A 23887-nucleotide genomic window follows, 5' to 3' on the forward strand; every position below is an offset into this window, starting at 1 on the left:
AATAATTAAGATTCTAATATTTATATACAATGTCATCAAACAAAAAATACTGGAAAAGTGTTGAGGAGCTAGAAAATGGTTCTATTGTTGAGGCGCTTAGAAATAACGAATTTGTTGAGGCGATTCCTACTGATGAGTTTTTAGGAAATAATGACGCTATGTCGTCTTCTTCAACATCACGTCGTGATTTTTTAAAGTACGTTGGTTTTAGTACTGCTGCTGCTACGCTAGTAGCGTGCGAAGGGCCAGTGCACAAGTCGATTCCTTATGTATTACAACCAGAACAAATCATTCCTGGGGTTGCAGATTATTATGCGACTTCTGTTTTTGATGGTTTTGATTTTGCAAATCTACTTGTTAAAACACGTGAGGGGCGTCCTATTAAAGTAGATAATAACACCATTTCTGGAGCAAAGTTTACTGCAAATGCTAGGGTTCATGCTTCGATATTGTCATTGTATGACAATATGCGTTTGAAAGAGCCTAAAATTGAAGGTAAGGCCGCAACTTGGGCTGCAGTAGATACAAAGATCAAGACTAGTCTTGCAGATGCTAAAGCTAAGGGAGGTCAAGTGGTATTGTTGACCAATACTTTGGCGAGTCCATCAACTGAAAAATTAATAGGTGAATTTATTGCAAATAATCCAACTGCTAAGCATGTGGTTTATGATGCGGTTTCTTCGTCAGAGGCTTTAGATGCTTTCGAAACCGTTTACGGCGAAAGAGCTTTGGTTGATTATGATTTTTCAAAAGCTTCACTTATAGTTTCTGTGGGTGCAGATTTCTTGGGAGATTGGCAAGGTGGAGGATATGATACAGGTTATGCGCAAGGTAGGATTCCGAAAAACGGAAAAATGTCTCGTCATTTTCAGTTAGAAGCAAATATGACTTTGTCTGGTGCTGCTGCTGATAAGCGTGTGCCTATGTCTGTTGCAAATCAAAAACAAGCGTTGGTTCATATTTATAATATTGTTACTGGTTCTTCTGTTGCTGTAAGCTTAGATGCTAAGTTTAAAGCGGAGGTGACTAAGGCTGGTCAGCAATTAAAAGCTGCTGGTTCTAAAGGGGTTTTGGTTTCTGGAATTCAGGACAAAAATGCTCAACTTTTAGTTTTGGCAATAAATCAAGTTTTGGCTAGTGAAGCTTTTGTAACTTCTGGGACTAGACAAATACGTAAAGGATCAAATGAAAAAGTAGCTCAATTGATAAAAGATATGAATGCGGGTAGTGTTCATACTTTGATAATGAGTGGTGTTAATCCTGTTTATACTTTAGCGGATTCAGCGGCATTTGTAGGCGGACTTAAAAAAGTTCAAACATCAGTTGCTTTTTCGATAAAAGAAGATGAAACTGCTTTAGTTAGTACTGTTGCTGCTGCGGTTCCTCATTATTTAGAATCTTGGGGGGATTTAAGCCTTACTAAAGGAACTTATAGTTTAACTCAGCCAGTAATTCGTCCATTGTTTGATACAAAACAATTTCAAGATGTTTTAATGTCTTTAAATGGTTTGAGCGGAACTTTTTACGATTATGTTAAAGCGAATTCAGCTTCATTTATATCTGGTACTACTTGGAATAAGGTGTTGCATGATGGTGTTTTTGTTGGGGTTTCTCAATCATTGAGCGGTTCTGCAGATTATGCAGCTGCTGCAGGTGAATTAGCGAAATCAAAAACTTCTAATGATTTTGAATTAGTATTGTATACTAAGACAGGAATGGGAGATGGTCAGCAAGCTAATAATCCTTGGTTGCAAGAATTTCCAGATCCTATCACAAGAGTTTCATGGGATAATTATCTAACAGTTTCTAATGAAGATGCTAAAGCATTAGGTCTTTCTAATGAAATAGTAGCTAATGGAGGTTTAGATGGAAGTTATGCTACAATTGCTATGGCAGATGGAGTAAAGCTTGAAAGTGTACCGGTAATTGTTCAGCCGGGTCAAGCTGTGGGAACAATCGGATTGGCTTTGGGTTATGGTCGTAAAGCGGCTTTAAAAGAAGAAATGCAAGTAGGTGTAAATGCTTACACTTTATATAAAGGTTTTAACGATGTACAATCGGTTACATTGGTAAAAGCTGACGGTGCACACGAGTTTGCTTGTGTTCAAGGTCAAAAAACATTGATGGGTAGAGGAGATATTATCAAAGAAACGTCTTTGGAGATTTTTAATACTAAAGATGCTAAAATTTGGAACAAAGTGCCAATGGTGTCTTTGAATCATCAAGAGGTTGAAGCAACCACGGTAGATTTATGGGATTCATTTGATCGTTCTGTTGGGCATCACTTCAATCTTTCTATAGATTTGAATGCTTGTACCGGTTGTGGTGCTTGTGTTATTGCTTGTCATGCTGAAAATAATGTTCCTGTAGTAGGTAAATCAGAGGTAAGAAGAAGTCGTGATATGCACTGGTTGCGTATTGATAGGTATTATTCTTCTGAAAGTACTTTTGAAGGGGATAATGAAAGAAAAGAAAATATTGCTGGTTTGTCAAGTTCTTTGTCTACATTTAATGAAATGGAGAAAGCGGGAGATAATCCTCAAGTTTCTTTCCAACCTGTAATGTGTCAGCATTGTAATCACGCACCTTGTGAGACTGTTTGTCCGGTTGCGGCAACATCACATGGTCGTCAAGGTCAAAATCAGATGGCTTATAACAGATGTGTTGGTACTCGTTACTGTGCAAACAACTGTCCTTATAAAGTGCGTCGTTTTAACTGGTTCTTGTATAACAAAAACAGTGAATTTGATTATCATATGAATGATGATTTAGGACGTATGGTTTTGAATCCTGATGTAAATGTTCGTTCACGTGGTGTTATGGAGAAATGTTCAATGTGTATTCAAATGACACAAGCGACTATCTTGAAAGCAAAAAGAGAAGGAAGAGCAATTGTTGATGGTGAATTCCAAACGGCTTGTTCAAATGCTTGTTCTACTGGAGCAATGGTTTTTGGCGATGTTAATGATACCGAAAGTCAGGTTGCTAAATTGGCTGCTGATGAGAGATCTTATCATTTGTTGGAACATGTAGGGACAAAACCAAATGTGGTTTATCACGTTAAAGTTAGAAACACTTAGAAATAAATTAAAAATCAATATAAAGGAATATGTCTCATATATACGACTCTAGTATTAGAAAGCCTTTAGTTATAGGTGATAGATCATATCACGACGTAACAGTAGATGTCGCTGCGCCTGTTGAAGGAAAAGCCAACAAACATTGGTGGATTGTATTTACAATCGCATTAATAGCCTTCCTTTGGGGGTTGGGTTGCATCATCTACACCGTATCTACAGGTATAGGAACTTGGGGATTAAATAAAACTGTTGGATGGGCCTGGGATATCACGAACTTCGTTTGGTGGGTTGGTATTGGTCACGCAGGAACTTTAATTTCTGCAGTATTATTATTGTTCCGTCAAAGATGGAGAATGGCGATTAACCGTTCTGCGGAAGCAATGACAATTTTCTCAGTTATCCAAGCTGGTTTGTTTCCAATTATTCACATGGGGCGTCCTTGGTTAGCTTATTGGGTATTGCCTATTCCAAATCAATTTGGGTCTTTATGGGTAAACTTTAACTCGCCATTACTTTGGGACGTTTTCGCAATCTCTACTTACTTATCAGTATCATTGGTTTTCTGGTGGACTGGTTTGTTGCCTGACTTTGCAATGCTTAGAGATCGAGCAATAACGCCTTTTAATAAAAGAGTATATTCTATATTGAGTTTTGGTTGGAGCGGTAGAGCTAAAGACTGGCAACGTTTTGAAGAAGTTTCTTTGGTACTTGCAGGTTTGGCTACTCCACTTGTACTTTCAGTACACACGATTGTATCGATGGACTTTGCTACTTCGGTAATTCCAGGATGGCATACTACAATTTTCCCTCCTTACTTTGTGGCTGGTGCGGTTTTCTCAGGATTTGCGATGGTGAATACCTTGCTTATCGTTATGAGAAAAGTTTCTAACTTAGAAGCTTATATTACGGTACAGCATATTGAATTGATGAATATCGTAATTATGATTACGGGTTCTATTGTAGGGGTTGCTTATATTACGGAGTTATTTATTGCCTGGTATTCTGGAGTTGAATATGAGCAGTATGCTTTCTTGAATAGAGCAACAGGACCATACTGGTGGGCTTATTGGTCAATGATGACTTGTAATGTATTTTCTCCTCAGTTCATGTGGTTTAAGAAATTAAGAACAAGTATTATGTTTTCTTTTATCATTTCTATTGTTGTAAACATAGGAATGTGGTTTGAGAGATTTGTAATTATTGTTACCTCTTTGCATAGAGATTATTTACCGTCTTCTTGGACAATGTTCTCTCCTACTTTTGTTGATATTGGAATTTTCATTGGAACAATTGGTTTCTTCTTTGTATTATTTTTACTTTATTCTAGAACTTTCCCAGTGATTGCTCAAGCAGAGGTAAAAACAATATTGAAAGCAACTGGAGATAATTACATAAGAGAAAGAGAAGCAAAAAAAGATTCACACCATGAGTAGTAATAAAGTAATTTACGCCATTTATAATGACGATGATATATTGATGGATGCGGTTAAAAAAACCAGAGCAGCTCATCATCATATTGAGGAAGTTTTTTCACCATTCCCAGTGCACGGTTTAGACAAGGCTATGGGATTAGCACCTACGAGATTAGCAATTTGTGCTTTCTTGTATGGGTGTGTGGGTATCACTGTTGCCACTGCGATGATGAATTATATAATGATTCAAGATTGGCCTCAAGACATAGGTGGTAAACCTAGTTTTAGTTATATTCAAAATATGCCTGCTTTTGTGCCTATTATGTTTGAAATGACAGTTTTCTTTGCAGCACACTTAATGGTGATTACTTTCTATATGAGAAGTAAATTGTGGCCTTTTAAACAGGCTGAAAATCCTGATGTTAGAACTACAGATGATCACTTCTTGATGGAAGTTTCCATTAATGATAATGAAGAGGAATTAGTTTCTTTTTTCAAAAATACAGGAGCTGTAGAAGTTAAAGTAATAGAAAAGAATTAATTTAGATATGAAAAGGGTATATAAAATAACACTTTTATTTGGCATCACTATTTTAGTGGCATCTTGTCATAATAAAAAAGCGCCAAACTATCAGTATTTTCCAAATATGTATGAATCTGTAGGTTATGAAACCTATTCAGAATCAGCAGCATTCAAAAACGGAAAAGAAGGACAATTGCCTGTTGATGGTACTATTAATAGAGGTTTTGAAACTTATGATTATGAGAATTCGACTGCAGGTTACGAACTAGCCAAAGCGAATCTTAAATCACCTTTGGATTCATTGGATAGAAGCTCTGATAAAGGAAAAGCACTTTATGATATTTATTGTATCAGTTGTCATGGTGCAACTGGTGACGGTAAAGGGAAATTAGTGGAAAGAGAAAAATTCTTAGGAGTACCTAGCTATAAAGATAGGGTTATCACTGAAGGAAGTATTTTTCATGTTGAAACTTATGGTTTAAATGCAATGGGTTCTCATGCTAATCAATTAAGTAAACATGAACGTTGGTTGGTTGCTGACTATGTTCTTAAACTTAAAAGCCAATTATAATTGTTGAACTAACTGATCGTAATAGATATGTATACATTTTCAAATAAATTAAAAACTTTTTCTTTCATCTTAATGGCCGTTGGTATATTAGGAATAGGTTATGGTTTTTTCAATGCACCCAAAGATATTCACGAGGTTGAAACTCTCCTTGCTGCAGAGAATCATGGTGCTCACGGAGCAGTAGCTCATGAAGAGACTCAATCTTCTGAAGATGCTCACGGAGTTCATAACAAAGTTGATGAAGCTAAAGTAGCGGCTGAACATGAAGAACATTTAACTCATGTTTTGCATCAATTACAAAACAAACCTTGGGCAGCTTTATATGTTGCTTGTATTTTCTTCTTGCTGCTTTCTATGGGGGTTTTAGCATTTTACGCTATTCAACAAGTGGCACAAGCGGGTTGGTCACCAGTTTTGTTTAGAGTAATGCAGGGAATTACGGCTTATTTGCCTTATGGTTCTGTTATTTTCTTTATCATATTGGTTTTATGTGGTCTTCATTTCAATCACTTGTTTATTTGGTTAGATCCAGAAGTAGTGGCTCATGATGCGCTTATTGCTAATAAAGTGGGGTACTTAAACTTTCCTTTTTGGATAGTGAGAGCTGCAATATTCCTTATAGGTTGGAATTTATATAATTATTATACTAGAAAGAATTGTCTTGCTCAAGATGAATCTAATGATAATTCTTTTTACAAAAAGAATTTCAATATCTCTGCAGGATTTCTAGTTTTCTTTATTGTATCAGAATCTATTATGTCTTGGGACTGGATTATGTCAATAGATCCTCACTGGTTTAGTACATTATTCGGTTGGTATGTATTCGCAAGTTTCTTTGTAAGTGGTATTACAATGATTGCTATGGTTACAGTATACTTGAAATCTAAAGGATATTTAGAGTATGTTAATACAAGTCATATTCATGATTTAGCTAAGTTCATGTTTGGAATTAGTGTATTTTGGACTTATTTATGGTTCTCACAATTCATGTTGATATGGTATGCAAATATTCCTGAAGAGGTGACTTATTATGTTACAAGAATAGAGTTATACAATCTTCCTTTCTTTGGGGCTATAGTTATGAATTTTGTTTTCCCATTGTTGATATTAATAAATACAGATTTCAAAAGAATCTCTTGGGTTATCGTTATGGCTGGTGTCGTAATATTAGCAGGACATTATATTGATTTTTTCAATATGATCATGCCTGGAACAGTAGGGGACAGATGGTTTATTGGTGTCTCTGAAATTGCATCCGTTCTTTTCTTCCTTGGATTATTTATCTATGCCGTATTTACTGCATTAACTAAAGCTCCTTTGTTGCCAAAAAGAAATCCATTTATAGAAGAAAGTAAACATTTCCATTATTAATATTTAAAGAAATAAACAGATGACAAGTTTGTTGGTAATTATAGTTTTAGTTTTATTGGCTGTTGCCTTGTGGCAATTGACAAAAATATTTGACCTTACCCAGGTAGGTTCAAGTACGGACACTTCCGAAATAGCTACAGATAAAGATAATAATGTACAAGGGTATTTAATGTTTGGTTTTTTAGCCTTTCTTTATATATTTTCTATTTATGGTTTGTTGAAATGGGGTCCTTTGGTGCTGCATACGCCTGCTTCTGAGCATGGTGGTGAAGTAGATAATCTAATGAATATTACTTGGGTTTTGATTTTCATAGTTCAGGCAATTACACAATTATTATTGCACTATTTTTCTTTTAAATATAAAGGAAAAGAAGGTCAAAAAGCATTATTTTTTGCTGATAACAATAGATTAGAAGCTATTTGGAGTGTGATTCCAGCAGTAGTCTTGGCTGGTTTAATCCTTTATGGACTTTATGCTTGGACAAATATCATGTTTGTTGATGAAGATGAGGATACAGTTGTAATCGAATTATATGCACAACAATTTAAATGGACTGCAAGATATGCAGGAGAAGATAATGTTCTTGGGAAAGCAAATGTTAGATTAATTGAAGGAGTAAACACCCTTGGAGTTGATATGTCAGATCCTTATGCACAAGATGATATTGTTGTTTCTGAATTGCATATCCCAAAAGGTAAAAAGGTTCATTTTAAAATGAGGTCTCAGGATGTATTACACTCTGCATATTTCCCTCATTTTAGAGCACAAATGAACTGTGTTCCAGGTATGGTTACTGAATTTGCATTTTTGCCTGTTTATACTACAGCAGAATACAGAGAATTGCCATACATGATTGAAAAAGTGGCTAATATAAATGCGTTAAGAGCTAAGAAAAGTGCTGAGCTTATCGCAAAAGGAGGTACAGCATTAGACCCTTATGCCTTTGACTATTTATTGCTTTGTAATAAAATATGTGGGGCTTCACATTACAACATGCAAATGAAAGTAATTGTTGATACTCCTGAAGATTATAAGAAATGGTTGAGTGAACAAGCACTTTTAGTACAACAAGTGAAAGAGTCTAAGGCTCCAGCTGCTGTTGAAGGAGCAGTTCAGGTTGATTCTTTAAAAGGGAATGATACTACGGCTGTTGTAAAAATGGCAATGAAATAAAATTATTAAGAAAATTTAAAGTATACATATATGTCAGCAGAAGGTCACGATCACGCAATGGATCACGAACACGAACACCATCATAAAGAAACTTTTATTACTAAATATATTTTTAGTATAGATCATAAAATGATTTCCAAGCAGTACTTGATAACAGGTATTATTATGGGGGTTATAGGGATTTTGATGTCATTGCTTTTTAGAATGCAAATTGCATGGCCAGAAGAGTCTTTTAAGATTTTTAATGTATTGTTGGGAGATAAATTTGCTCCTGAGGGTGTAATGGCTAATGATATTTACTTGGCTTTAGTTACAATTCACGGAACCATCATGGTGTTCTTTGTATTGACTGCTGGTCTAAGTGGAACCTTTAGTAATTTACTTATCCCGCTTCAAATTGGAGCTCGTGATATGGCTTCAGGATTTATGAACATGGTTTCTTATTGGTTGTTCTTCTTGTCAGCTGTAATCATGATTTGTTCACTTTTTGTTGAGGCAGGTCCTGCATCATCAGGATGGACAATTTATCCTCCTTTAAGTGCTTTGCCTCAGGCAATTCCAGGTTCTGGTACGGGTATGACACTTTGGTTAATATCTATGGCTATTTTTATCGCTTCTTCTTTAATGGGGTCTTTGAATTATATCGTTACTGTAATCAACCTTAGAACAAAAGGAATGTCGATGACAAGATTACCACTAACAATTTGGACATTTTTCGTTACTGCTATTATTGGTGTAGTTTCGTTTCCAGTATTATTGTCAGCAGCTTTATTGTTGATTTTTGATAGAAGTTTTGGAACATCTTTCTTCTTGTCAGATATTTATATTGCTGGAGAAGTTTTACATTACCAAGGTGGTTCACCGGTATTGTTTGAACACTTATTTTGGTTTTTAGGTCACCCTGAGGTATATATCGTTATTTTGCCTGCAATGGGAATTGTATCTGAAGTTATGGCTACTAACGCTCGTAAACCAATCTTTGGTTACAGAGCGATGATTATGTCAGTTTTAGCAATTGCTTTCTTGTCAACGATTGTTTGGGGTCACCATATGTTTATATCAGGTATGAATCCATTTTTAGGTTCTGTATTTACATTTACAACTTTATTGATTGCGATCCCGTCTGCAGTTAAAGCTTTTAACTGGATTACAACTTTGTGGAAAGGAAACTTACAGTTAAACCCTGCCATGTTGTTCTCTATTGGAATGGTTTCTACTTTCATCACCGGAGGTTTAACAGGAATTATTCTTGGAGACAGTACTTTGGATATTAACGTTCACGATACTTATTTCGTAGTTGCTCACTTTCACTTGGTAATGGGTATTTCTGCTCTTTATGGAATGTTTGCAGGGGTTTACCATTGGTTCCCTAGATTGTATGGAAGAATGATGAATAAGAATTTAGGTTATGTTCACTTCTGGGTATCTGCAATATGTGCTTATGGAGTATTCTTCCCAATGCACTTTATAGGATTAGCTGGTTTGCCAAGACGTTATTACACAAATACTAATTTCCCATTGTTTGATGACTTACAAAATGTGAATGTTCTTATAACTGCATTTGCTTTAGTTGGTGGAGTTTTCCAATTGGTTTTCTTGTATAATTTCTTTGTAAGTATTTTCTATGGTAAGAAAGCGGTTCAGAATCCTTGGAAATCTAATACTCTTGAATGGACAGCACCTGTAGAGCATATACATGGTAACTGGCCAGGAGAAATTCCTGAAGTTCACAGATGGCCTTATGATTATAGCAATCCTAACCATGAAGAAGATTTCGTTCCTCAAAATGTACCAATGAAACCAGGTGAAGAAGTTTTACATCACTAGTTTCTATAAATATAAAAAATGCCTTTCTATTCAGAGAGGCATTTTTTTTTAGTTACAACTTTGTTCTATCTTTGTTGCATGAATGAAAATTTAGATCCAACAACCAAAGGTTATAATTCAGAAGAATTTGATCTGGAAAAGAAATTAAGGCCATTGTCTTTTGATGATTTTGCGGGCCAAGATCAGGTATTAGAAAACTTAAAAGTTTTTGTTGAAGCTGCTAATCAAAGAAACGAAGCACTTGATCATACCCTTTTTCATGGTCCTCCTGGTTTAGGAAAAACTACCTTAGCCAATATTTTAGCTAACGAATTGCAGGTTGGAATAAAAATTACATCTGGGCCAGTTTTGGATAAACCGGGCGATTTGGCTGGATTGTTGACTAATTTAGAGGAAAGGGATGTGCTGTTTATAGATGAGATCCATCGTTTAAGTCCTATAGTTGAAGAATATTTGTATTCCGCAATGGAGGATTTCAAGATCGATATCATGATTGAATCCGGACCAAACGCAAGGACTGTTCAAATAAATCTGAATCCGTTTACCCTTATTGGAGCTACAACACGCTCAGGATTGCTAACAGCACCCATGAGAGCGCGTTTCGGAATTTCATCGAGATTGCAATATTATACGACTGAACTCTTAACCACCATTGTAGAGCGTAGTGCCACTATTTTAAAAATGCCAATTTCTATTGAAGCTGCAATTGAAATTGCTGGTCGCAGTAGAGGAACTCCGCGTATCGCCAATGCATTATTACGTCGTGTACGTGATTTCGCCCAAATTAAAGGCAATGGAACTATCGATATCGAAATTGCTCGTTACGCATTAAAAGCATTGAATGTGGATGCGCACGGGCTTGATGAAATGGACAATAAAATACTGAATACCATCATCGACAAGTTTAAAGGAGGACCTGTTGGTTTATCAACCTTAGCAACTGCCGTTTCCGAGAGCAGCGAGACTATTGAAGAAGTTTATGAGCCTTTCCTGATTCAAGAAGGATTTATTATGAGGACTCCCAGAGGAAGGGAAGTAACAGATAAGGCTTACAGACATCTTGGAAAAGTAAATACAAATATTCAGGGAGGGTTGTTTTAGGAGCTATTACTGCTATCCGCTATATCCACGCCGAAAAAGGCGTGGGATGCCGCTGCTATCAGGGCTAAAAAACGATCAGTTAATTAATTAAGATATAGAGTATCATTATTTCAAAATCTCAATACACGCAGTTTATAAAATCCGAAGCCCAACGCCTCGGATTTTTATCTTGTGGTATATCTAAGGCTGGATTTCTGGAGCAAGAAGCGCCAAGACTGGAAGATTGGCTTAATAAGAACAGGAACGGACAGATGACTTATATGGAGAGTCATTTTGATAAGCGTTTAGATCCTACTAAGCTTGTTGATGGTGCCAGAAGTGTTATCTCTTTATTGTTGAATTATTATCCGCAGGAAATTCAGAATCCAGAATCGTATAAGATTTCTAAATATGCTTATGGCCAGGATTATCATTTTGTAATAAAGGATAAGTTGAAGGAATTATTGTTTTCCATTCAGGAATCCATAGGGGAAGTTTCCGGTCGGGCCTTTGTTGATTCGGCTCCGGTACTCGATAAAGCTTGGGCTGCGAAAAGTGGTTTGGGCTGGATTGGAAAAAACAGTAATTTATTGACCCAAAAGGTTGGTTCGTTTTATTTTATTGCCGAATTAATTGTAGATCTTGATTTGGAATACGATAATGCTACAACGGATCATTGTGGAACGTGTACTGCTTGTATCGATGCTTGTCCTACCCAGGCTATTGTGGCTCCTTATGTTGTCGATGGAAGTAAATGTATTTCTTATTTTACTATTGAACTCAAAGAAAATATTCCTTTGGAAATGAAAGGAAAGTTCGATGATTGGGCTTTTGGTTGTGATGTATGTCAGGATGTATGTCCTTGGAATAGGTTTTCAAAAGCACATAAAGAACCTTTATTTGATCCAAAGCCGGAATTACTCTCGATGTCTAAAAAAGATTGGGAGGAAATTACCGAGGAAACTTTTAAAACAGTCTTTAAAAACTCTCCTTTGAAGCGAACAAAATTTCAAGGAATCAAGCGAAATATAGATTTTTTAAAATAATCGACTGTTTCTCAATAGCTCTTCTTTGCTTTTTGTTTAATTTTTTTCCTTTTTTTGATTTTTATCGGGCTTAAATAAAATATCTTTTGTGCACTTTTTTTTTTAACTTTAGAGTCAATTAAATCTTTTAGTTATGACTGTAAATCAGATATTAAGCAGAAAAGGGAATGCAGTCTATTCTGTTGTTTCCACAATTACGGTATATGAAGCCATTAAAACAATGGGGGAGAAAAATATTGGTGCTATTTTAGTAATTGAAGACGGGATTTTAAAAGGGGTGATGTCTGAGAGAGATTATGCGCGTAAGATCGTTCTAAAAGATAAAGCTTCTAAAGATACTTTAGTGAAAGAAATTATGGAGGAAAAGGTTATTACCGTAAAACCGACTGATAATCTAGATTATTGTATGGAATTGATGACCACAAGGAGAGTTCGACACTTGCCGGTTATGGATGAGGATTTAGTTTTGGGAATTATTTCCATAGGGGATGTTGTCATGGCGATAATCGAACTTCAGAAAAATACCATTGAGCATTTGGACTCCTATATCAGTGGTTCCAAAGCCTAAATTCTATTTCTGGAAATACATTTAAAAAGAGCTGCAAATTGAGGCAGCTTTTTTTATTCAAAAGGGAGAATGGTTTTTGTAAAAGAATAATATAAAAGCTTCCTTATTAAATCAAGTCTTATATCTTTGTATACTAGAATAAAATCTAAAAAAAAAATGAACAGAAATAGCAAAAGAAGAGAAGCATTATTATATCATGCTAAACCTACTCCAGGGAAAATACAAGTGGTTCCTACGAAGAAATACGCAACCCAAAGGGATTTGTCATTAGCTTATTCGCCAGGTGTAGCTGAGCCTTGTTTGGAAATTGCCAAAGATGTAAATAACGTTTATAAATATACTGCCAAAGGAAATTTAGTAGCTGTAATAACTAACGGAACTGCAGTTTTAGGACTTGGTGATATTGGGCCTGAGGCTTCAAAACCAGTTATGGAAGGGAAAGGCCTATTGTTTAAAATATTTTCGGATATTGATGTTTTTGACATCGAAATAGGTACTAAAGACGTTGAAGAATTTATTCAAACCGTAAAAAATATTGCTCCTACCTTTGGAGGGATAAACTTAGAAGATATCAAAGCTCCAGAGTCTTTTGAAATCGAACGCAGACTTGTGGAAGAATTGAACATCCCAGTGATGCATGATGATCAGCATGGAACGGCTATTATATCTTCGGCAGCATTGATAAATGCATTAGAGTTGGCGGGTAAAAAAGCAGAAGACATCAAAATGGTCGTGTCGGGAGCAGGTTCGGCAGCCTTGGCTTGTGCTGATTTATATGTTTTGCTTGGGGTAAAAGTAGAGAATATATTGATGTTTAATAGTAAAGGAGTTTTGACAAAGGACAATCCTTCTCTATCGGTTATGCAGCAAAAGTATGCTACACATAAGGCTCCAATGAGTCTTGAAGAGGCATTGGTAGGCGCTGATGTGTTTTTAGGTTTATCATCTGGAAATATCATGACAGCTCAAATGTTGTTAGCTATGGCCGAAAACCCAATTGTTTTTGCTATGGCAAATCCTGATCCAGAAATAGATTATAATTTGGCTATCGCAACGCGTAAAGATATTATAATGGCAACAGGAAGATCTGATCATCCTAATCAAGTAAATAATGTACTTGGTTTCCCTTATATATTTAGAGGAGCATTGGACGTTCGCGCGACTAAGATTAACGAAGCTATGAAAATGGCTGCTGTAAAAGCATTGGCTTTATTGGCAAAAGAATCCGTTCCAGAACAGGTAAATATTGCTTATGGAGAAACTAAATTAGTTTTCGGTAGAGATTATATTATACCTAAGCCTTTTGATCCCCGTTTGATCTCGATTGTAGCTCCTGCAGTTGCAAAAGCAGCAATGGATTCTGGAGTGGCATTAAATCCAATTACCGATTGGGAAAAGTATGAAGAGGAACTTTTAGATCGACTAGGGAATGATAACAAGATGGTTCGATTGATTACCAATAGAGCCAAGATGGAACCAAAAAGAATCGTCTTCGCCGAAGCGGATCATCTCAATGTGTTAAAGGCGGCTCAAATTGTATTCGAAGAAGGTATCGGTTTTCCAATTTTATTGGGGAACAAAGAAATTATTTTAGAGCTGAAAGAGGATTTAGGCTTTGATGCCGAGGTTGAAATTATTGATCCAAAAACAAAAGAAGAAGAAGAAAGAAGAAATCGATTTGCAGTTAAATACTGGGAATCCAGAAAAAGAAGAGGGATTTCTTTGCTGGATGCTCAAAAACTGATGAGAGAGCGAAATTATTTTGCCGCCATGATGGTTAATGAGGAAGAGGCTGACGGTTTAGTTTCGGGCTATTCCAGAAGTTATCCTTCAACGGTGAAGCCGATGTTGCAACTTATTGATAAAGCGCCGGGAGCTTCTATTGTGGCTACTACAAATATGATGATGACCGCACGTGGACCTATGTTTTTGTCGGACACAGCCATAAACATAAATCCATCAGCAGATGATTTGGCCAAAATTGCGATTATGACTGCAAAAACAGCCAGAATGTTTGGTGTTGAACCAGTAATTGCAATGGTGTCATTTTCTAATTTTGGTTCATCAACGGATGACAACGCAAAAAAAGTTAGAGAAGCGGTAGCTTACTTGCATCAAAATCATCCAGAAATGATTATTGATGGTGAAGTTCAAGCCGATTTTGCCTTAAATCCGGAAATGCTGAAAGAAAAATTTCCGTTCTCTAAACTGGCAGGAAAGAAAGTGAATACCTTGATTTTTCCTAATCTTGATTCAGCAAATATTACCTATAAGTTATTAAAAGAATTAAATAAGGTAGATTCTATAGGACCAATAATGTTGGGAATGGGGAAACCGGTTCATATTTTTCAATTAGGAGCCAGTGTAGAAGAAATGGTTAATATGGCTGCCATTACAGTTATTGATGCTCAAGAAAAGCAGAAGAAAAAGAGTAAATAATTTATTTATCAGACTGAAGGTTCCTTGAGTTTTTAAGGAACCTTTTTTTTTAAAGTTAAAGGAATTTATGATTCATACAATAAATAAATGATAGCACAGCTTCAAGGGAAATTAGTAGAAAAAACGCCAACACATGTTGTTATCGATTGTGGAGGTGTTGGTTATCATGTAAATATATCGTTGCATACCTTTTCATTGCTTCCAAGTACAGATTTTATAAAATTATATACGTATCTTCAAGTGAAAGAAGATGCGCATACTTTGTTTGGATTTGTCGAGAAATCAGAGAGAGAGATTTTTAAATTGCTATTGTCTGTTTCCGGTATTGGTGCTAATATTGCCAGAACGATGCTCTCCTCATTAGATCCTAAACAAATTACAAATGCTATTGGCTCTGCTGATGTGGTTACCATTCAATCTATAAAAGGAATTGGAAGTAAAACAGCACAAAGAGTAATTCTTGATTTAAGAGAAAAAGTGTTAAAGTTGTACGATTTAGATGAAGTTTTGGTCTCGCAAAGCAATACAAATAGAGACGAAGCGTTATCTGCTTTGGAGGTTTTAGGTTTTGTTAGAAAAAGCGCTGAAAAAGTTATTGAAAAAATTATAAAAGAGGATCCGGAAGCTTCTGTTGAGTCAATTATAAAAAAGGCATTGAAGATTCTATAAAAAGTATTCAAAAACACGAATTGTATGTATAGATTTCATATTTTTTTGCTGATTTTGTTTTGTGGTTTTATATCACAAGCTCAGGTGAAACAAGAAGTTAAGGATACAGTTAAAACTGGTTTTTCTAAAGGAAAAATTCAAATGAAAGACCCTCAAAGTGTTTTGTCTGGATATACTTATGATCCTATCAGTGACAGATATATCTATACTAATTCTATAGATGGGTTTTCTATTAATTATCCGGTTGTATTGACCCCAAAAGAGTATGAAAGCTTGGTTTTGAAAGAATCCATGCGGGCTTATTTTAAGAAAAAAACCGATGCTATTGACGGTAAAAAAGAAGGTAGCGAAGGAGATAAAAAAGATTTACTGCCTAAATATTATGTAAATTCCGGTCTTTTTGAATCTATTTTTGGAAGTAATACCATTGATGTAAAACCTACTGGATCCGTAGAAATGGATTTAGGCGCCCGCTATACCAAGCAAGATAATCCGTCTTTTTCTCCAAGAAACAGATCCAATCTGTCTTTTGACTTTGAACAACGCATCAGCATGAGCTTGATGGGAAAAGTAGGAACAAGATTGAATGTTAACGCTAATTACGATACTCAGTCCACTTTTGCGTTTCAAAATTTAATGAAATTAGAATATAGTCCCACTGAGGATGATATCATTCAAAAAATTGAGGTAGGAAATGTAAGTATGCCTTTGAACAGTTCTTTGATAAGAGGAGCTCAGAGTCTGTTTGGAGTGAAAGCCCAATTGCAGTTTGGAAAAACAACGGTTACCGGAGTTTTTTCTGAACAGAAATCACAGACTAAAAGCATCGTTTCTCAAGGCGGTGGTACCATTCAGGATTTTGACATCTTTGCTTTGGATTATGACAGTGACAGACACTTTTTCCTGTCGCAATATTTCAGAAATAAATATGACGCTTCGTTAAAAAATTATCCTTTAATTGATAGTAGAGCTCAAATCACAAGATTAGAGATTTGGGTAACTAATAAACAGGCAAGGGTTAATACTACTTCTAATAATTTAAGAAACATTATTGCGCTTCAAGATTTAGGGGAAGGTCAATTAAAGGATTCAAACGGAAATCCAATAAATGATAATGAAGTTGTGGTTTTGGATCCTATTCCGGCTGATTTTTTTATTTCGGGATTGGGCACGCCTTCGGATAATAAAAATAATAAGTATGACCCGGCATTAATAGGAAATGGAGGTTTTTTAAATAATAATATTCGCGAAATTGTAACTTCAAATTCCGGATTTAACGTTACCGTAAGTGAAGGTCAGGATTATTCAAAACTAGAGAATGCCAGAAAATTAAATTCGAATGAATATACCTATCATCCGCAATTAGGGTATATTTCATTGCAACAAAAATTAGCTAATGATGAGATTCTAGCGGTAGCTTACCAATATACAATTGGAGATAAAGTGTATCAGGTAGGGGAATTTGGAAGCGACGGAATTGATGCCACAGTAGTAACCGGGACTGATTCTAATCGCGCTATTATTACCCAAAGTTTGGTTCTTAAAATGCTGAAAAGCAATTTGACCAATGTGAAAAATCCGGTTTGGAACTTGATGATGAAAAATATTTATCAAATTCCAGGTGCTTATCAAGTGAAACAAGAGGATTTTAGATTTAACATCCTTTATACGGATCCTTCGCCTTTGAATTACATCACAGAAGCCAAAGATGCAACTGGAAATCCTATCCCCTTCCCACCCAATCCTTCGGTAGAAGATAGAGTTAAAGAAACCCCTTTATTAAAAGTGTTCAATTTAGATAAACTCAATTATAACAACGATCCGCAAGTGGGCGGAGATGGTTTTTTTGATTTTATGCAGGGTTTGACCGTAGATTCTCAAAACGGACGAATTATATTCACTACCAAAGAACCGTTTGGGGAATTGTTGTTTTCTAAATTAGCAAATGGCGGAGAAAATTATAATGATGTAAACTCATACAATCCAAATCAAAAAAAGTATGTGTTTCGCAATATGTATCGCAATACCCAATCTGGGGCTTTGCAAGACAGTGAGAAAAACAAGTTCCTTTTGAGAGGGAAATTTAAGTCGTCTAGTGGTGACGGAATTCCGATAGGAGCATTTAATGTCCCGCAAGGATCTGTCGTTGTTACTGCCGGTGGAAGAGTTTTGCTTGAAGGTGTTGATTATAGCGTGAATTATCAATTGGGAAGAGTTCAAATTCTGGATCCGTCCCTTCAAGCATCCAATACGCCTATAAACGTTTCATTGGAAAATAATTCAATTTTTGGTCAGCAAACCAGACGTTTTATGGGGGTTAATGTAGAACATAAAATTTCGGATAATTTCTTGGTTGGGGCTACTTTCTTGAAAATGACCGAAAAACCATTTACGCAAAAGTCCAGTTTTGGTCAGGAATCGGTGAATAATACTATTTTTGGATTCAATACTAATTTTTCTACAGAGGTTCCTTTTTTAACGAGATTAGTGAATAAATTGCCCAATCTCGATACCGATGTTCCATCTAATCTTTCTGTAAGAGGAGAAGTTGCTTTTTTAAAGCCGGATTCGCCAAAAGCCGATCGTTTTGAAGGTGAATCTACCATTTATATAGATGATTTTGAAGGTTCGCAGTCAACTATCGATATGCGTTCCGCTTATGCTTGGAGCTTGGCATCCACTCCTGAAAAAAATGCTTACAGTACGTATGATTTTAATGCTGGAGCCAATGATTTGAGTTATGGTTTTAAAAGAGCCAAGTTGGCTTGGTATTCTATAGATCCAATATTTTATGCTCAAAAACCATCCGGAATTACCAATGATGATTTGTCTTTTAATACCACAAGAAGGATTTATAGCGAAGAATTGTATCCTTTGACGGATATTGCCCAAGGGCAGTCACAGGTGGTAAATACATTGGATTTAACTTATTATCCTTCGGATAGAGGGCCTTATAATAATAATGTAAATTATGCTGCTGATCCCGCATCTAATTTTGGAGGGATTATGCGATCGTTGAATTCGACTAATTTTGAACAAGGAAATGTAGAATACATTCAGTTTTGGGTTTTGGATCCTTTTGTAGGAAAAGGAAAAACGGCTGATACTAACATGGGTAAAATCTATTTCAATCTTGGGGAAATATCTGAGGATGTTTTGAAGGATGGAAGAAAGCAATATGAAAACGGCCTTGGTCCAGACCAGATATTGGTGAATCCAAGACCAATTTGGGGAGATGTTCCAGCTTCGCAATCTTTAATTTATGCTTTTGATGCCAATGCCAGTAATCGTGCCAATCAGGATGTAGGTTTGGATGGTTTGTCTAATGAAAATGAAGGAGCAGTTTATGATAATTTTGCTTCAGTTTTAGATCCCGCTGCAGATGATTATACTTACTATTTGAATACCACAGGCAGTGTTATTGAGCGATATAAAAATTACAATGGAGTAGAGGGGAACTCAGCTGTAGATATTAATGATCCTAATCGTGGAGCTTCAACCGTTCCGGATGTTGAGGATATAAACAGGGATAACACTATGAATACGATCAATGCTTATTATGAATACAGTATTGATGTAAGGCCTGCGATGGAGATTGGTCAAAATTATATAACTGATGTAAGAAATACGCAAGTTACCTTGGCTAATGGAGAGGTGACAGAAGCCAGATGGCTTCAGTTTAAAATACCGGTTTCGCAACCACAGAATACCATTGGAAATATTTCTGATTTCCGATCGATTCGTTTTATGAGAATGTTTATGACTGGCTTTAATCAAGAAGTAACTGTTCGTTTTGGAGCTTTGGATTTAGTAAGGGGAGATTGGAGAAGATATACTAATTCACTTGATTTTAATGATACGAATGTTGCGGATGATGGAACTGATTTGGATGTGTTGGCGGTAAATGTTCAGGAAAACAACGAAAGATGTCCTGTAAATTATGTAACTCCTCCAGGAGTGCAACGCGAACAATTGTATAACAACAACACACTGATTAATCAAAACGAACAATCGTTGGCGCTAAGGGTTTCCGGTGATGGATTAGAACCGGAAGATTCCAGAGCTGTTTTTAAAAATGTTAGTGTGGACATGCGTCAGTTCAAAAAACTGAAAATGTTTTTACATGCCGAATCTTTACCTAATGAAACCGTCTTAACAGATGACCAGATGGTAGGTTTTATTCGTTTTGGAAATGATTTTACCCAGAATTTCTACCAGATTGAAATTCCGCTGAAAGTGACTGTGCCTTCATCTACTTCTGGAGCTAATTGTTCTCCTTTGAGCGCTGAACTGGTTTGGCCGGAAGCCAATGAGATCGATTTGACATTAGCATTATTGACCCAATTGAAAATTCAGGCAATGGGTGTCAATCCAAGTGATTTGCCTCTGGATGGAATTTATTATCAAAATGAAGATGAGTTGAATCCTGCTTTGGCTAATAAAATCAATAAACTAAGATTAGGGATAAAAGGGAATCCTAATTTTGGATTAGTCCGTACGTTGATGGTGGGTGTAAAAAGTAATGAAACGCATCAGGATATAAAAGGAGAAGTGTGGTTCAATGAACTGCGTCTTGCCGATATGGAGAATAAGGGAGGCATGGCAGCGGTATTGAATGTCGATTCTAATTTAGCGGATTTTGCCACGGTTTCGGCTACAGGAAAAATGAGTACTATTGGTTTTGGAGCTTTGGAACAAGGGTCTAATGAGAGAAGTAGGGAGGATATTCAGCAGTATAATATAGTAACTAATATCAATCTTGGAAAATTATTACCTGTAAAATGGGGAATCAACCTGCCTTTTAATTATGGTATTGGTGAGGAAATTATAACGCCGGAATACGATCCTTTTAATCAAGATATCAGGTTGAATCAATTATTGGATTTTACCACAGATCAGGCAACGAAAGACAATATCAGAAATAGAGCCATAGATTATACAAAACGTACTAGTATTAATTTTATTGGAGTAAGAAAACAAAGAAGCCCTGAGCAGAAACCACATGTTTATGATCCGGAGAATTTTACTTTTTCGCAGTCTTATAATAAAGTAGAAAGACATGATTTTGAGATTGAAGATTATGCAGATCAGCAGGCATCTTCGTCAGTGGATTATGCTTACAGTTTTCAGCCAAAGCCAGTTGAGCCTTTTAAGAACACCAAGTTTATGAAAAAGAGCAGCTATTGGAAATTGCTCAGCGATTTTAATTTTAATTATCTGCCGTCTAATATCTCGTTCAATACCAATATTAACAGACAATACAATCGTCAGCAGTTTAGACAGGTAGAAGATGTTCAGGGCATTGGTTTAGATCCATTGTACAGACGTAATTTTGCCTTTAATTACCAATACGGTTTTAATTATAATTTGAGCAAATCGTTAAAGTTGAGCTATACGGCTTCGTCTAATAATATTGTTAAAAATTATTTGAATCAGGATAATGAGCCAATAGATAGTTTTACCATTTGGGATAGTTATTGGGATATTGGAAATCCTAATCAGCACATGCAGCAACTGGTTCTGAATTATGAAATCCCGATTAATAAAATTCCATTGTTTAGCTTCGTGAAGGCTAATTATTCTTATACTGGCGACTATAGTTGGCAACGTTCTTCTACAGCCTTGTCACAAATTGAAATTGAGGGAATCGATTATAATTTGGGAAATACAGTTCAAAATGCGCGTTCTAATAATTTGAATGCAAACTTCAATATGGAAATGCTGTACAAGTATTTGGGATTGTCTAAAACCGCTAATAAAGCAGCAAGTAGACCAAAAGTACAAGCACCTAAGCCCGGTGAGAAACTGGTAAATACTAATGCAAAACCAGCTGAAAAAAGCAATGAATTTGTTGATGGATTAATAGGGATTTTGACGAGTGTCAAAAATATTCAAATCAATTACGCAGAGAACAGCGGCACCGTTTTGCCCGGCTATACGCCAAGTATAGGTTTTCTGGGTTCTTCAAGACCTTCCTTAGGTTTTATTTTTGGAAGTCAAGACGACGTGAGGTATGAAGCTGCCAAAAATGGTTGGTTGACTAATTATCAGGAATTCAATCAGAACTATACTCAGATTGATAATAAGCTCTTTAAGGCGACAGCCAGTGTGGATTTATTCCCGGATTTAAAGATTGACCTAACTGCGGATCGTTCTTTTTCTGAAAATTTCTCAGAGCAATATGATGTGTCTAATGGAATTTATAATTCGCGTTCGCCTTATACCTATGGTCTTTTCTCCATATCAACAGTGCTGATTAAAACTTCCTTTTCGACAAGTGACGAAATTTCATCTGCAGCTTTTGATGATTTCAGGGCTAATAGGCTCACGGTAGCCAATAGATTAGCAACACAACGTGGTATTGATATCAGTAATCCGGCTAATTTGGATGCAGATGGATATCCGTTGGGTTATGGTAAAAATAATCAAGCGGTATTATTGCCGGCATTTCTGGCGGCGTACTCAGGCAGTGATGCTTCAGGATCTTCGCTCGGGATTTTTAGGAATTTACCAATCCCGAACTGGTCTGTTAGGTACAATGGACTTATGCGATATAATTTGTTTAAAAAGAATTTTAAACGTTTTTCTTTGCAACATAATTACAGAGCTTCTTATACAATCAATCAGTATCGATCTAATTTTGAATATGATACTGCGCCAAATGGATTGGATGGTAATGGCAACTTTTTCAATAAAACTATCATGTCAAATATCAACTTGGTAGAGCAGTTTAGTCCGCTTATTCGAATGGATTTTGAATTGAAAAGCTCTTTGAAATTACTGACAGAAGTAAAAAAAGACAGAGCCTTGTCTATGAGTTTTGATAATAATCTATTGACAGAGGTGAAAGGAATTGAATACGTGATTGGACTCGGGTATCGATTTAAAGACGTGATTTTCTCTTCGAGACTGGCCGATAATCCTACGGGAATCATCAAAGGGGATATCAATATGAAGGCTGATTTTTCATATCGTAATAATCAAACCATTGTGCGTTATTTGGATTATGACAACAATCAACTGGCCGGAGGACAAAATATATGGTCTTTAAAGTTAACTGCCGATTATGCTTTTAGTAAAAATCTGACTGCGATTTTCTATTATGATCATTCTTTTTCGAAAGCAGTAATATCAACCACTTTTCCTTTGACCAATATTCGTTCCGGCTTTACGCTCCGCTATAATTTTGGGAATTAATTTTTCAAATCTAAACAGGATTTGAAAAGAAGATTGTTACATTTGCCAAACAAAAAAATATTATCAATTATCAATACTATTTATTATGAGTATACCAGCAAATTTAAAGTACACAAAAGATCACGAATGGGTTAGTCTAGAAGGAGATGTTGCAACTGTAGGAATTACACATTTTGCTCAAAAAGAACTAGGGGATATCGTTTATGTAGAAGTAGAAACTTTGGATCAAACTTTAGATAAAGACGAAGTTTTTGGAACAGTTGAAGCAGTAAAAACGGTTTCTGATTTGTTTTTACCTTTAGCAGGGGAGATTATTGAGTTTAATGATGCTTTAGAAAGCGCTCCAGAAACTGTGAATTCTGATCCTTATGGAGCAGGATGGATGATAAAAATTAAAGTTGCTGACGTAGCTGATTATGACACATTGCTTTCAAGTGAAGCTTACAAAGAACTTATTGGTGCTTAAACAAATATTTTTTTGGCTTGCTTTTTCTTGGACTGCGGTTGTTCTCGTTCTTTGTTTAGTTCAATTGAATGATGTCCCAACAGTAGGAATTCAGAATGTGGATAAATATGTTCATACTTTCTTTCATTTTGTGTTTACCTTTCTTTGGTTTTTATTTTTGAAAGAGCAATTCAAAAATCAGTATTCAGGAAAGCCTTATGTAGTCTCTTTTTTGTTTTCTGTTTTTTTTGGAATTGCAATTGAGATAGCTCAAGGATTGTTTACTATAAGTCGAAAGTCAGATCTGTTTGATATTTTGGCCAATGTTACGGGAGCCGCTTTAGCTGTTCTGGTTCTTTGGATTTATTTTAGAAAGAAGCACTAAAAAAAATGATATAAATATTACTAATCCCACTTCGGTGGGATTTTTTTGTTTAAAGAAGCATTTAATGGTCATTGTAAATGCAAACTCATCGCTCGTGATG

At 35.9% G+C, this 23887-nt stretch carries 15 protein-coding genes; all 15 read left to right on the top strand.

What is annotated here, in order from left to right; all coding sequences use genetic code 11:
- The first annotated feature begins 29 nt into the window (after nucleotides 1–29).
- The 15 genes from BUB25_RS07040 (at nucleotide 30) to BUB25_RS07110 (ending at nucleotide 23787) form a co-directional block, all read left to right on the top strand.
- Nucleotides 30–3080, top strand: coding sequence for a TAT-variant-translocated molybdopterin oxidoreductase (locus BUB25_RS07040; RefSeq protein WP_072942274.1), 3051 nt, complete (start codon nucleotides 30–32; stop codon nucleotides 3078–3080).
- A gap of 29 nt (nucleotides 3081–3109) precedes the next feature.
- Nucleotides 3110–4513 carry an NrfD/PsrC family molybdoenzyme membrane anchor subunit gene (nrfD, locus tag BUB25_RS07045; RefSeq protein WP_072942276.1) on the top strand — a complete coding sequence of 468 codons (1404 nt, stop codon included), beginning with the start codon at nucleotides 3110–3112 and terminating at the stop codon, nucleotides 4511–4513.
- Nucleotides 4506–5033 (top strand): DUF3341 domain-containing protein, encoded by a 528-nt coding sequence (locus tag BUB25_RS07050; RefSeq protein ID WP_072942279.1) that lies wholly within the window; start codon nucleotides 4506–4508, stop codon nucleotides 5031–5033. Before nrfD ends, BUB25_RS07050 begins: the two co-directional genes overlap by 8 nt.
- A 7-nt stretch (nucleotides 5034–5040) precedes the next feature.
- Nucleotides 5041–5586: a c-type cytochrome gene (locus BUB25_RS07055; RefSeq protein WP_072942282.1), complete on the top strand. Its 546-nt coding sequence runs from the start codon at nucleotides 5041–5043 to the stop codon at nucleotides 5584–5586.
- 27 nt (nucleotides 5587–5613) lie between these two features.
- Nucleotides 5614–6957 (top strand): quinol:cytochrome C oxidoreductase, encoded by a 1344-nt coding sequence (locus tag BUB25_RS07060; protein ID WP_072942284.1) that lies wholly within the window; start codon nucleotides 5614–5616, stop codon nucleotides 6955–6957.
- Between the two features lie 19 nt (nucleotides 6958–6976).
- Nucleotides 6977–8131 carry a cytochrome c oxidase subunit II gene (locus tag BUB25_RS07065; RefSeq protein WP_072942287.1) on the top strand — a complete coding sequence of 385 codons (1155 nt, stop codon included), beginning with the start codon at nucleotides 6977–6979 and terminating at the stop codon, nucleotides 8129–8131.
- 30 nt (nucleotides 8132–8161) lie between these two features.
- The gene (locus tag BUB25_RS07070) at nucleotides 8162–9958 is read left to right on the top strand and encodes a cytochrome c oxidase subunit I (RefSeq protein WP_072942289.1); all 1797 of its coding nucleotides are present in this window, start codon (nucleotides 8162–8164) and stop codon (nucleotides 9956–9958) included.
- Between the two features lie 78 nt (nucleotides 9959–10036).
- The gene (gene ruvB / locus BUB25_RS07075) at nucleotides 10037–11059 is read left to right on the top strand and encodes a Holliday junction branch migration DNA helicase RuvB (RefSeq protein WP_072942293.1); all 1023 of its coding nucleotides are present in this window, start codon (nucleotides 10037–10039) and stop codon (nucleotides 11057–11059) included.
- Nucleotides 11060–11160: 101 nt separating this feature from the next.
- On the top strand, nucleotides 11161–12084 hold the full coding sequence (gene queG, locus BUB25_RS07080; protein ID WP_072942295.1) for a tRNA epoxyqueuosine(34) reductase QueG: 924 nt from the start codon (nucleotides 11161–11163) through the stop codon (nucleotides 12082–12084).
- Nucleotides 12085–12217: 133 nt separating this feature from the next.
- Nucleotides 12218–12652, top strand: a complete 435-nt coding sequence (locus BUB25_RS07085) for a CBS domain-containing protein (RefSeq protein WP_072942298.1) — start codon at nucleotides 12218–12220, stop codon at nucleotides 12650–12652.
- A gap of 156 nt (nucleotides 12653–12808) precedes the next feature.
- On the top strand, nucleotides 12809–15091 hold the full coding sequence (locus BUB25_RS07090; RefSeq protein ID WP_072942300.1) for an NADP-dependent malic enzyme: 2283 nt from the start codon (nucleotides 12809–12811) through the stop codon (nucleotides 15089–15091).
- 87 nt (nucleotides 15092–15178) lie between these two features.
- Nucleotides 15179–15760, top strand: a complete 582-nt coding sequence (gene ruvA / locus BUB25_RS07095; protein ID WP_072942302.1) for a Holliday junction branch migration protein RuvA — start codon at nucleotides 15179–15181, stop codon at nucleotides 15758–15760.
- A 24-nt stretch (nucleotides 15761–15784) separates the two neighbouring features.
- Nucleotides 15785–22957: a T9SS outer membrane translocon Sov/SprA gene (gene sov, locus BUB25_RS07100; protein WP_072942304.1), complete on the top strand. Its 7173-nt coding sequence runs from the start codon at nucleotides 15785–15787 to the stop codon at nucleotides 22955–22957.
- Between the two features lie 85 nt (nucleotides 22958–23042).
- Nucleotides 23043–23423: a glycine cleavage system protein GcvH gene (gcvH, locus tag BUB25_RS07105; RefSeq protein WP_072942306.1), complete on the top strand. Its 381-nt coding sequence runs from the start codon at nucleotides 23043–23045 to the stop codon at nucleotides 23421–23423.
- Nucleotides 23416–23787: a VanZ family protein gene (locus BUB25_RS07110; RefSeq protein ID WP_084089461.1), complete on the top strand. Its 372-nt coding sequence runs from the start codon at nucleotides 23416–23418 to the stop codon at nucleotides 23785–23787. Before gcvH ends, BUB25_RS07110 begins: the two co-directional genes overlap by 8 nt.
- The last annotated feature ends 100 nt before the right edge of the window (nucleotides 23788–23887 follow it).

This window comes from Flavobacterium granuli (genome assembly GCF_900129705.1).
Classification (GTDB): Bacteria; Bacteroidota; Bacteroidia; order Flavobacteriales; family Flavobacteriaceae; genus Flavobacterium; species Flavobacterium granuli.